We start from the raw sequence: 11,936 nt of genomic DNA, 5'->3' as shown, positions 1-11,936 counted from the left end.
TTCTTACACTTATGGAGTAAAGGTTGTTTACCCGAACGGGGAATCAGCTATCGAAACAACTACGTTGAATATCACTTCTCTGGCAGACGTAACGGTTCAGAAGCCTTACACGCTTACGGTTGTAGGCAAGACGATCACTGTAAGTTGCCAGGGCGAAGCCATGATCTACGACATGAACGGTCGTCGTCTGGCAGCGGGTCGCAACACGGTTGTTTACACGGCTCAGGGCGGCTCCTATGCAGTTATGGTGGTTGTTGATGGCAAGTCTTACGTAGAGAAACTCGCTATCAAGTAATAAACGCTCTCTAAGCTCGGAGACATTCTGCAGAGAAGCTTTTAAGATGAATCTGTAACTGTCTCGGAGTACGAATCGGTCGCCCGACTTCCTTTTTAGGAGGTCGGGCGACTTCGTTTTGACTCATTATCCGATGCACCTACGCAATAATTTACCACACAAAAGTTGTACGGAAAGATTATCTTATTATCTTTGCACTGCAAAAAGGGAGTTTCCTGAGGTTTTTCCCTGAGTAGTACAGTAAGAACGGTGTGGTAGTTCAGCTGGTTAGAATACCTGCCTGTCACGCAGGGGGTCGCGGGTTCGAGTCCCGTCCATACCGCTAAAACGAGGAGTTGTGTTGAAATAGTTTTTCGGCACAACTCCATTTTTTGTATGTTATCGTAGCATCGGAAAATATAATTGCCGAATGAAATCTTTCTACATCGAAGAAAGAGGCAGTGCTTCAGTTTTTTCAGATCAAAGAAAAGACGCCCGGCGGATCCATAACGATCCGCCGGGCGACCTTGTAATTGTGGAGAGTTCAGACTTTGTCGTCTTTTTCAATAGAAAGGCTGCCGTCTTTAATCACCAATGTGAAGAGGCTTATTGAAAGAGCATGTCAGCCGAGATCGGCTTGAACTTTTCTTCTCCCTTGAGCCGTATCATTACCCTGCTGTAGTTCCAATAGGTGGGCCAGCCCCCTTGTATAGCTCCGACCCAGATCGTCTTGATCGGATGGTAGCCTTTCTGAAGGGCACGACTGCTATTGCGACGAGACGTTTTCTTCACTTCGCCCACATTGTCGATCAGCTTCACATTATCGATCCAAAACTCGTTGTTTTCCGTGGAGAACTCATAGACGCCATCCTCCGGAATAAATACATAGCCGGTAGCCTCCACAGCTCTGCGCACCAGTACCGCCGGATCGGTTATCTTCTCTTTCCCGTGCATGATTTCTTCCAAAGAGCTAACAGTGCCTACTTCCCAAGAAGCGACCTGCTGCAGGTCGGGCACATCATAGAAGTCGCCGTAAGCAGTACGAAGCGTGAGCCCGGGTTTGGGTGCCGGTACCTCCACTGACATATGGAAAGGCTGTTTCTCTACACGAATGCTGCGTACAGGGCTCATCTTTCCACCGGCAGTGACGGTACGAATCTTCAGAAGACCCGTTTGTGCAAATTCAAGAGGAACCGTGTAAGGGGTCGATGTCAGGGTCGGTTCGGTTTCGTCCAGCGTATAGACCATTTTCATCGGACGTGATGTCGTGAAAGTCAGCTTAGCCTTGTCTGTAAAGGCTATAAAGTCGGACGAACCACCCGGTTGTTCGGGCAATGGAATGTGATAATTGATACCGTGCATATCGAGACGGACGCAGGCATTGTCCAAACGGCGACAGAAATCGGCAAAATCTTTCTTGGCCAGCGGTGTCCACGTAAGCTCTGCCAGAGCCAGCAGCCTTGGATAGGCCTGGTACTCGTATTGCTCGGAAGTATAGAGGTATTCTGCCCACAGATTGGCCTGCGCTCCAAGTACGTACTTGTGCTTATCGGCCGGCAATTCCTTCGGCAAAGGATTGTAGGCATACACATGCTCCAATGGCGCATAACCTCCGATAGCCAAAGGCTCCACACCGGCACTTCCCTGGTAGTGATCCAAGTAGAGACCACCGCTACCCGGCGTCATGATCACATCGTGGTTCATATTGGCCGCCGCGATGCCACCATCCTCTCCACGCCAACTCATCACTGTAGCGGTGGGAGCCAGTCCGCCTTCGAGGATTTCGTCCCAACCGATGAGTCTCTTACCGTGCTTCTGCAGAATCTTTTCAGCCCGTTTGATGAAATAGCTTTGCAGCTCGTGTTCGTCTTTCAGTCCGTTTTCGCGGATGCGCTTCTGACAGAGCGGGCAAGCCTTCCAGCGATCTTTGGGACATTCGTCCCCTCCGATATGGAAGTATGTACCGGGGAAGAGAGGTGCCACTTCGTCGATAATATCAGAGATAAAACTGAAGACGCTATCCTTGCCGGCACAATAAACATCCTGCTCCACTCCCCAAATGATTCGGGGCTTAAACTCGCGCGGGAAGCAAGCCAACTGCGGATAAGCCGCAAGGGCAGCCATGGCATGTCCGGGCATTTCGATCTCCGGAATCACCGTAATGAAACGATCCGATGCGTATTGTACAATATCCCGTACCTGCTCCTGCGTATAGAAGCCCGAGTACTGCGTACCGTCCCCTTCCGTTCTTGTAGACCCTACTTCGGTCAGTCGGGGGTATTTCTTGATTTCGATACGCCATGCCTGATCCTCTGTCAGGTGCCAATGGAAACGATTGATCTTGAACATGGCCATAATGTCGATATGCTTTTTGATGTCCTCCACCGAAAGGAAATGACGGCATACGTCCAACATAAAGCCACGGTAGCCGAATGCCGGTTCGTCCTTGATCTCGACGCCGGGCACCGTCATGGGGAGCAGTACCTCCTTCGAAGATTCCACTTCGGCAGGGAGGAGCTGGAGCAAAGTCTGCATACCGTAGAAAGCACCATGAGCAGATTTGCCGATGATACTGACACCACGCTTATCGGATCGGAGCGTATAGCCCTCTTCTTTGAGGGGGAGAGCCGCATCGATGCCGATGTAGATAGCGTTTTCGGAAGGCTCCTCGCCTACCTCTATATCGAGAGAAAGATCGGCAGAGGCCTTCAGCTTGTCGGCAAGAAATTTGGCGATGGGCTTCAGCTCCTCGTTAGAGACGCGGATCGTAGTCTTATTATCGACCGTAAAGCTGTCGTCCGATTCGGTCAGCTCCATCGGCAAGGGAATGATGTTTATACCCTTGTCATATTCGGGGATTTCCACCTGCTTGGCTTTCTGCGAGCAGGCCAGAAGGGAAAGGAGGCAGCAAATGCATGCTCCGATAGTCAGTCGTTTCATTGTCAGGTATGAATTAGTAATCAAACAATAAAAGCACGTAAGTGAGAGCGCGCCGGTTACTACCGACACCACACACACTTGCGTGCTTTCCAGAATATCAGAAAGAACTATCGCCTATCCTCTTATGAGGAGGACAGGCAGATAGCACTCTTGGGATTTCTTACCAAGCAAAGAGAGGATAATCGGCCATCATTCGGTTGACTTCGGCACGAACCGATGCAATTACCGCTTCGTCCTCCGGTGCAGAGAGCACTCGGTCGATCAGCTCCACGATATAGCCCATCTTGTCTTCTTTTACGCCACGAGTGGTGATGGCCGGAGTACCCACGCGGAAGCCCGATGTCTGGAATGCAGAGCGAGAATCGAACGGCACCATGTTCTTATTCACGGTAATATCCGCTGCCACGAGGGCCTTCTCTGCCACCTTACCCGTCAGTTCGGGGAACTTCGGACGAAGATCGATCAGCATACTGTGGTTGTCCGTACCACCGGAAATCACTTTATAGCCCTTGTCCATGAAAGCCTGTGCCAGGATGGCAGCATTCTTTTTCACCTGCGTCTGGTATTCCTTGAACGAAGGATCCAGTGCTTCTCCGAAAGCTACAGCCTTAGCAGCGATAACGTGCTCGAGCGGACCGCCCTGTACACCGGGGAATACGGCAGAGTCGAGGAGTGCACTCATCTTCTTGATCTCGCCCTTCGGAGTTTTCTTGCCCCAAGGATTGTCGAAGTCCTTGCCCATGAGGATGATACCGCCACGAGGGCCTCGCAGTGTCTTGTGAGTCGTAGAAGTAACGATATGAGCATACTTCACGGGGTTCTCCAGCAGACCGGCAGCGATCAGACCGGCAGGGTGTGCCATGTCGATCATCAGCAGGGCACCTACCTTGTCAGCGATCTCACGCATACGCTTGTAGTCCCACTCACGAGAGTAGGCCGAACCGCCACCGATGATCAGTTTGGGCTTGTGCTCGATGGCCATTTTCTCCATGTGGTCGTAGTCCACCATTCCCGTCTCCTCGCTCAGGTTGTAGCCGATGGGACGGTAGAGGATACCGGAGCTATTGACGAGTGAGCCGTGCGACAGGTGGCCGCCGTGTTCGAGGTTTAGCCCCATGAACGTATCGCCTGCTTCGAGGCAAGCCAGCAGAACGGCCATATTGGCCTGTGCTCCGGAGTGGGGCTGTACGTTGGCCCATTCGGCTCCGTAGAGTTGTTTGATACGGTCGATGGCGATTTGCTCGCTTTGGTCTACCACTTCGCAACCTCCGTAGTAGCGTTTGCCGGGATAACCTTCGGCATACTTATTGGTCATGCAGCTACCCATAGCCTGCATAACTTGTTCGCTTACGAAGTTTTCCGATGCGATCAGCTCGATGCCTTTGAGCTGGCGCTGGTGTTCTTTTTCGATCAGGTCGAAAATAACGCTGTCTTTTTTCATTTCTTATTTTGAAGATATTAATGTCCGAGGTTCAGGCTTAGTTATGCTGTGTTTTCACACATCGGCACAAAGGTAACTATAATGTTCAATGACAAAAAGGTACGGGATAATATGACGAGATCGTCCCAAAGGCTTTTGAGACTCTCGAGAAGAAAAGCCCTGCAAGGGTCTGTCATCACCTTGCAGGGCCTTATGTATGATCTGACTATTCATCACCGAAGTCATTCACAGTCGGCGCAGACTGCTACGGTATGCTCACTTTGCCGGTATGGCGGTTGCCGGAAGCATCGTCTGCACAATAGAGGTAAATGCCGGTGGGAATGGAACTTTTCGGCTCGACGGAGTTCATCCCGACCGTTTCGGCCCGAAAGACACAGCGAGCCTGCATATCGTACAGCAGAATACGCGAGAAAATCGCTTTATCCCATACAAGCCTGCCGTTTTCGAATCGAACGGATATGCTCCCATCCGAAACAATCTCATCGATCGAGAAGGGAAAGAAATCGGCCGGGAAGCAGTTCTCAGAGCCGGCAAAAGGTATATTGAAATCCGTACAGTGATACAGCTGTTTTCCATCTTGGAAGAAACACAGCAGGTTCAGATCCCAAATCATGTAATCTCCTAAAGCTACAGGGGCACTGTTGTAGCCGAATCCTCTGTCGCATCCGATACCTTCTATCCAACGCATATCCAGAGGGAAAGAATCAAAATAAAAAACACGTCTCCACCGCTCGCCTATCCATTCGTAGTCGGTACGGAGAAATTTAACACCCAATTGGCCCAAAGCTGCACCCATAGGAACCTGAGGGTTTTGGTCGAAAAAAGCACCATAATACTCATCGGGATTCTCCGGAATATTGAAATCACAATAAACAAATTCGTCATAGCTAACCTGTGGTAAATCGGGATCATAGAAATCACAGAACATCGGGATTACATGGTGGGGGCCTTTGTAGGTTTCAGATAGCCGGAAATAAATCTTTTTATCCTCTTCCCTGAGTCCTCCCCAGAAGTTCTCGGGGCTGTAATCCGGCGTATCGCCTTTGCAGAGATACAGCTTGCGATAAACCTTATAGTCGTACCAGAGCGTATCGCCCTTCATAAAGATGGTACTGAATGTATTCTTAGGCTCTTGAGGAGTCCAGATATTGTCATAGCGGCGATTGCTCCAAATGGCCTCACCCGTCGGGAAAGGAATGTACTCATAGGTCTCATCCGTCGGTTTGGGAGGAATCTCTTTGAGTCGCTGTGCCGAAAGAGGCATAAAAGCAATCCAAATTAAGATAAAAATCGTCCCCAATAATTTCGTTTTCATTTTCTCGTTTTTTTAAGTTTTAGTATAGAGCCTTTTTTTGATCGAAATCCCTTGGCAAGCAAAAATGATTTTGCTTCTATATTTACATTACCATTCGTGCCGATAACCACATCGCCTGACTGACCTTCACTTGTAACATTACTACCGATGAAAACGCGATAGCCGGTCCGAGAAAACTCGTCATCGATATTAATATTCCGGATATAAATATCCTCAGGGAAATAATATGGATAATATCCGGGACAGGTGATCATAATCCGGTAACTCGCAGGGACAGAAGTAAAGGAGACTGAATTGAGAGGCGAAATATAATGTTTTCTCTTTCAAAAATCAAACAGAATAGAACTTTTTTGTGTTTGAGCCAAGCATCGTGGGGCGTTTTATTTTTTTGTTGCACTTACAACCGGGAACAACAGTAGTCGTATCGAATCTTTTGCAGGTCTTTCGTCACACGCCATTTTTTTCTCTATTCACACGCCCAAAAGACGTGGTGCCAAAACTTTTTCGTTTTGGTTCGGGAAATAAAAAATTCTCGCGCCAAAACGAAAAAATTCTCGCGCCGTTTTTCCCCGATTTTGGAACCGCAATCGGGGCGTTTTTGGCTCGTATTTTTCGAGATTGTTATTTGCAGATGTTGGCCTATCGGCTCAAAGGTGTAGTCTTAATGCCTTGATGGCGGAAGGTCGGTTCTATCAGAGGTACACGACTTCGGCAGACACAGGATTCAGGCCGGAGTATGCCTGAGTTTTTTTGTTGAATCGGATTTTTCATGCATTCCCCTCCTTTTGCCCCGTTCGTATTCGACGGGATGCGCAGCAGGGGTACCGGAGCGGTCTACGACTTGGTGTCGCGATGCTTCGTATTGCGATATAATTCGTAGAGGAACAGCCCGAAGAGGAGGACCACGGACAGGAAGATCAGAGGTGCTCCGGCTATATCGTTGCCCAAACCGGCGAAGGGATTGCGGAAAGGTCGGTCTTGAACCAAGCTATCAAAATCGAGACCGCTAAACAATCCCTTGGAACCTAATACCACGAAGACAACCACCGCGAGGACACATACTCCCGCCATGGCGATGCCGAACAGACGATGGGCACGCCGTTCGCGCCGAGCGGCTTCCTCTCGGACGGCACGCATCACATCGAAGCGTTGTTTGAGTCCGGCCGGTTGTTTGGGCAACTGCCGGAACAGTTCTTTGAGCTTTTTGTCTTCTATATTCTGTTTCATTTTCTCATCATTTTATAGAGTTTGGCGCGAAGCCGATGGAGCTTGACCTTCACGTTGGACTCCGACATGCCGGTCACTTCCGCTATATCCCGTACCGACAGGTCGTCCGAATAGAACATGAGCAGCAAGGCTTTGTCAGCGGCCGGCAGCGAGTCCAATGCCTGCTGCAGCAGCTCCGGATCCTCTCCGGACGTTTCGAGATCTTCGTCCGGCACATCGGGCAGCTCCTCCACCCGATCGGTTACATAGGCCTTGCGGCGACGAAGATGGTCTATCGCCTCATTGTAGGCGATTCGGTAGATCCATGTGGAGAACGAACTCCGGCCGTCGAATCGGCCGATATGCCTGAAAGCCTTTACGAAGGTGTCTTGCAACAGATCGGCCGCATCCTCTTCGTCCTGTAGCAGCCGACAGAGGAGAGCATACAGCATGTCGCTGTATCGCTCCACCAAAGGGGCGAAACTTTCGGTGTCGCCCGCCTGCACGGCACTGATATAGTAGCTGTCGGATTGCTTCTCCATCTCATCGCTTAGACGCAGATTTGTCGATTCGGTTACAGTCCCGGGTGAGATCTTTCGCCAAACTTACACGAAAACATCTATTCCGAGGCCTCATTCTCCCCTTTCTATCCTGATGAACTACGATGCTCGGATCGTCCTTTTTCTCCACATCCTGACGGCTATTATCATATACAGACCACACGGACATACCACCTGCGAGAAAAATTTTTCGGCCTTGGTATTGCAGATTCCAAAACTATGGCATACTTTTGCGGTGTACTATTTGGCTAATACGCATATATACGGACGAGAAATTTGTCCGTTATAGTGCAAGCATAAGATAAGAGAGTAAGAGACAAAAGAAGAGAACGAAGCAGGTTTGATGGCAGAGTGGCTTTCTTTTTAAGAGAGTATCCGGCGATACAGAGGTGTAACCTTTTCGAGCACTGTCCGTCAAAGAGGCAAACAAACCCAAAGTAATAACCCTCAAACTAAAAAGAAACGATTATGAACTTAGAATCAATTTTGGTACCTGCGGTAGTGTTCTACTTCATCTTCAAGATTTTCGAACTCTACGTACGCCGTGGCGAACGACTTCGCCTGATCGAGAAGCTCGACTCCCTGCCTTCTCCCGAAAGAAATGCAGACTTGACCCGATTGACCTCCTCCTTTAGCACTCGAGACAATCAAGGACTCGGTATCAAAGTAGGTTTCATGATGGTAGGCATGGGCATCGGGCTGCTGCTGGCTTTCATCCTTACTTTCTTTTTCCAACAAGCGGTGAATAGTCAGTTCAACTGGTCTTTCGGCCACACATTCGAAACCCTTTCGGGAATCTGTCTGCTGATTTTTGGCGGCCTCGGACTTCTGATCCCTTCCATCATCATGCGCAAGGGGGAGCAAGGCAAACAATAAAAGAACAATCGCAATAAAATGATCGACATCAAAGGCATCCACAAAACTTATCCGGGAGCACAACCCCTACACGTGCTCAAGGGTATAGATCTGCACATCGCCAAAGGAGAGATGGTCTCTATCATGGGAGCATCCGGATCGGGCAAGAGTACGCTGCTGAACATCCTCGGCGTACTCGACACCTACGACGAAGGTGAGTATCGCCTGCATGGCGAACTCATCCGCAATCTCTCCGAGAACCGAGCGGCGGAGATACGAGGCAGACTGATCGGATTCGTATTCCAGAGCTTCAATCTGATCTCATTCAAAAATGCGGTGGAGAACGTCGCCCTACCCCTGTATTATCAGGGCATAAGCCGTCGCAAGCGCAATGAGATGGCCATGGAATACCTCCGGCGCGTGGGGCTGGAAGATTGGGCCGATCATCTGCCCAACGAACTTTCGGGCGGACAGAAACAGCGCGTTGCCATAGCACGCGCTCTGGCAGCCAAGCCACAGGTTATCCTCGCAGACGAGCCTACGGGAGCACTCGACAGCGTTACGACGGTAGAGGTGATGGAGCTGCTGCGCAGTGTCAATCGCGATGGGATCACCATGGTGATCGTCACGCACGAACAGTCGGTAGCCGACAGTACGGATCGGATTATCCATATCAAAGACGGCATCATCGGAGCCTAAGACCTTAAAAAGAGCGATAGACAGTATGTTCGATTTAGACAATCTGCATGAATTAGGAGCCACCCTGCGCAAGAATATGCTACGTACGGCTCTCACCGGCTTTGCCGTAGCCTGGGGCGTACTGCTACTGGTACTGCTGCTGAGTGCCGGCCGCGGATTCCAGCATGGCATCCGGCACAATGTGGAGCAGTTCGGTATGGGTACGAGTGCCATCAGCTTCTCCACGTGGCGCACCGGCAAGGAGTATGGAGGCTATCCCAAGGACAGGTATATAGAGCTGACACCTGCTGACTGCGACTATCTGGTCAAGCTCAATCCCGATCTGATCGAAGGTGCGGCATACTATACCAACCAGTGGAGCTACGACGTACAGTATGAGGATCGGACACACTCCACTCCTACGAAAGCCGTATCCGGAGAATACGGCAATATGGTCAAGACGCATCTGCTCCAAGGACGTTTCCTCTCCACATCGGACGATGCCATGAAGAGAAAAGTAATAGTCCTGTGCGAACAGACGGCCAATGTCTTATTCGGGGAAGGTGTTTCACCCATAGGGAAATACGTAAATCTGTCCCAAATCCCTTGCCTCGTGGTAGGCGTCTGCAAAGGCGAACAGGGGCAATTCAGCCCCAACTACATTCCTTTCGCCACCTATTCAGGTGTTTTTGGCAAGGGATTCGGTCTGGACTGTACGCTATTCATGAACTGCCCGACGGTGCGAACCGAGGCGGATGTGGAGAGACTGAAAGTGCGACTCAATCGGCAACTGGCCTTCCGCAAGGGCTATGATCCTACCGATATGGAAGTGCCCTATGTCGATGCACCGGTGACGGACATGAAAATGATGGACAAGATATTCAACGGCATGGATGTTTTTCTCTGGATTATCGGGCTGAGCACCCTTGTCATCGGGATTATCGGAGTGGCCAATATCATGCAAGTGACCGTCAATGAAAGACAGCGCGAAATAGGCATTCGCAAAGCATTGGGAGCCAAGCCAAGGGCTATCATCCATATGATTCTGACAGAGGCGGTAGTGGTCACACTGCTTTCCGGACTGATCGGCTTGGTGGCCGGCGTTGGTCTGATGGAGTTCGTATCGCACTGGGTACAGACTACCGGTGTGGGAAGCAGACAGGTAGAGGGAATAACGCTGACGCTCTTCCGAGATCCGAGCATCGATCTGAGCACTGCCCTGTTAGCTCTGATAGTCATGGTAGTAAGCGGTGCCATAGCAGGATACCAGCCTGCCCGCAAAGCCGTACGAATCCCCGCGGTGGAGGCGATGAGAAACTAAACGAAGGAGGAGAGAGAAGAGACTATGAGATTTTTCGATAGAGATCGCTGGATAGAGATCTGGCATACGATCTACAGCAATCGCAGACGCAGTCTGGCCACAGCCTTCGGTGTATTCTGGGGTATCTTCATGCTCGTCGTACTGACCAGCGTGGGGGCCGGCTTCAGCAATGGTATTCTGCGCGAAGTGTCAGGCATTGCCTCTAATTCTGCTTTCTACTGGACCAACCTGACGTCAAAACCTTATATGGGTTTCCGCAGCGGTAGGAGCTGGAGTATGACCTCCGGCGATATACGGACGGTTCGCAGCCAAGTTCCCGAAGTGGAGTTCATCAGTCCGATCATGTGGGGCGCGAGATCGAACAAAAACGTCGTATTCGGAGACAAGTCCGAGACATACTCGATAGTAGGAGCAGAGCCTGATTTTTTCGAGATCAGCCGCGTCAATATCCTGCAAGGCAGAATGCTCAATACCGTGGACGATAAGCTGCGCAGGAAAGTGTGCATGATCGGAAAAGAAGTAAGAGAAAAACTATTCGGGACTACCGACCCTATCGGTCAGGTGCTGCGCGTAAACGGACTTTATTATAGAGTGATAGGTGTGGTGGAAGCGAAAAGCAACAACGTCACCATTGGATCATCGCCCAAAAGGAGCGTTTACCTCCCCTATAGCGTGCTACAACAAATATCCAATAGCGGCAATCGTGTGGAGAACTTCGCTGTCAGCGCCCATCCTTCGGCCGACATGAAACAAATGTTCAGGAAGATCGAAACCATCATCCGTAGCCGCAATCAGATAGCACCGGACGATGATAAAGCTCTTTCCAAATTCGATATTTCGGCTCAGTTCCAGCTGATGAATATGATTTTCACCGGTATCAATCTGCTCGTTTGGATCGTCGGTATCGGCACGCTGCTCACAGGTATCGTAGGTGTCTCCAACATCATGCTTGTCACCGTCCGCGAACGAACGCGAGAGATCGGTGTTCGGCGAGCACTCGGAGCCAAGCCGCGTACGATCATCGGACAGATCCTGAGCGAATCCCTTGTGCTGACAGCTTTGGCCGGACTGCTGGGTTTGGTATTCGGTGTGGGATTGATGAGTATGGTCGATATGGCTTTTTCCCAAAGCTCGTCCGGCAATTTCCCTTTCTACAATCCTCTGATACCATTCGGTACTGCCTTGCTCTCTCTTTTTATCATCATAGCCGGCGGTATCCTCGGAGGGCTGCTCCCTGCCTATCGGGCTATTCAGATCAAAGCGATCGATGCCATCAGGGATGAATAACAGCCTTGACATTAGATTATTGCCCCTTCATAATTCAAATAAAGAAAAACAAATAAGAT

Annotated in this window: 11 protein-coding genes, 1 tRNA gene and 1 pseudogene; 7 read left to right on the top strand and 6 right to left on the bottom strand. The window is 50.2% G+C overall.

Features of this window, described 5'->3' with window-relative positions:
- A pseudogene (locus F452_RS10620) lies at positions 1-295 on the top strand (peptidase C25); the annotation flags it as partial.
- A 248-nt stretch (positions 296-543) separates the two neighbouring features.
- A tRNA-Asp gene (locus F452_RS0101810) sits at positions 544-617 on the top strand.
- A gap of 263 nt (positions 618-880) precedes the next feature.
- On the opposite strand, the gene F452_RS0101800 is transcribed toward F452_RS0101810, so the two are convergent.
- The 4 genes from F452_RS0101800 to F452_RS0101785 form a co-directional block, all read right to left on the bottom strand.
- Positions 881-3,214, bottom strand: coding sequence for a family 20 glycosylhydrolase (locus tag F452_RS0101800; protein WP_018964557.1), 2,334 nt, complete (start codon positions 3,212-3,214; stop codon positions 881-883).
- 160 nt (positions 3,215-3,374) lie between these two features.
- The gene (glyA, locus tag F452_RS0101795; protein WP_018964556.1) at positions 3,375-4,655 is read right to left on the bottom strand and encodes a serine hydroxymethyltransferase; all 1,281 of its coding nucleotides are present in this window, start codon (positions 4,653-4,655) and stop codon (positions 3,375-3,377) included.
- Between the two features lie 244 nt (positions 4,656-4,899).
- The gene (locus F452_RS0101790) at positions 4,900-5,970 is read right to left on the bottom strand and encodes a hypothetical protein (protein ID WP_039443018.1); all 1,071 of its coding nucleotides are present in this window, start codon (positions 5,968-5,970) and stop codon (positions 4,900-4,902) included.
- Positions 5,967-6,224 (bottom strand): hypothetical protein, encoded by a 258-nt coding sequence (locus F452_RS0101785; RefSeq protein ID WP_018964554.1) that lies wholly within the window; start codon positions 6,222-6,224, stop codon positions 5,967-5,969. The genes F452_RS0101790 and F452_RS0101785 overlap by 4 nt, the downstream gene beginning before the upstream one ends.
- Positions 6,225-6,322: 98 nt before the next feature.
- On the opposite strand from F452_RS0101785, the gene F452_RS13545 reads away from it, so the two are divergent.
- Entirely contained in the window at positions 6,323-6,643 is a 321-nt protein-coding gene (locus F452_RS13545; RefSeq protein WP_455566603.1) for a hypothetical protein, read from the top strand.
- A 161-nt stretch (positions 6,644-6,804) separates the two neighbouring features.
- On the opposite strand, the gene F452_RS0101780 is transcribed toward F452_RS13545, so the two are convergent.
- Together F452_RS0101780 and rpoE are read right to left on the bottom strand one after the other, a co-directional pair.
- Entirely contained in the window at positions 6,805-7,197 is a 393-nt protein-coding gene (locus tag F452_RS0101780; RefSeq protein WP_018964553.1) for a hypothetical protein, read from the bottom strand.
- A complete protein-coding gene (gene rpoE / locus F452_RS0101775; RefSeq protein ID WP_449421060.1) occupies positions 7,194-7,736 on the bottom strand; it encodes an ECF RNA polymerase sigma factor RpoE in 543 nt (180 codons plus the stop codon). Before rpoE ends, F452_RS0101780 begins: the two co-directional genes overlap by 4 nt.
- 468 nt (positions 7,737-8,204) lie before the next feature.
- Between rpoE and F452_RS0101770 the strand changes: the two genes are divergently transcribed.
- The 4 genes from F452_RS0101770 to F452_RS0101755 are packed head-to-tail and all read left to right on the top strand — an operon-like array spanning position 8,205 to position 11,877.
- Positions 8,205-8,612, top strand: a complete 408-nt coding sequence (locus F452_RS0101770; RefSeq protein ID WP_026292101.1) for a DUF6249 domain-containing protein — start codon at positions 8,205-8,207, stop codon at positions 8,610-8,612.
- 18 nt (positions 8,613-8,630) lie between these two features.
- On the top strand, positions 8,631-9,290 hold the full coding sequence (locus F452_RS0101765) for an ABC transporter ATP-binding protein (protein ID WP_018964550.1): 660 nt from the start codon (positions 8,631-8,633) through the stop codon (positions 9,288-9,290).
- Between the two features lie 25 nt (positions 9,291-9,315).
- Positions 9,316-10,590 carry an ABC transporter permease gene (locus F452_RS0101760; RefSeq protein WP_018964549.1) on the top strand — a complete coding sequence of 425 codons (1,275 nt, stop codon included), beginning with the start codon at positions 9,316-9,318 and terminating at the stop codon, positions 10,588-10,590.
- Positions 10,591-10,614: 24 nt separating this feature from the next.
- Complete coding sequence (locus tag F452_RS0101755) at positions 10,615-11,877, top strand: ABC transporter permease (RefSeq protein WP_018964548.1); 1,263 nt, start codon at positions 10,615-10,617, stop codon at positions 11,875-11,877.
- The last annotated feature ends 59 nt before the right edge of the window (positions 11,878-11,936 follow it).

This window comes from Porphyromonas gulae DSM 15663 (genome assembly GCF_000378065.1).
GTDB lineage: Bacteria > Bacteroidota > Bacteroidia > Bacteroidales > Porphyromonadaceae > Porphyromonas > Porphyromonas gulae.
Note: the sequence above shows the minus strand (reverse complement) of the source record. Positions and strands in the feature narration are given on the sequence as shown.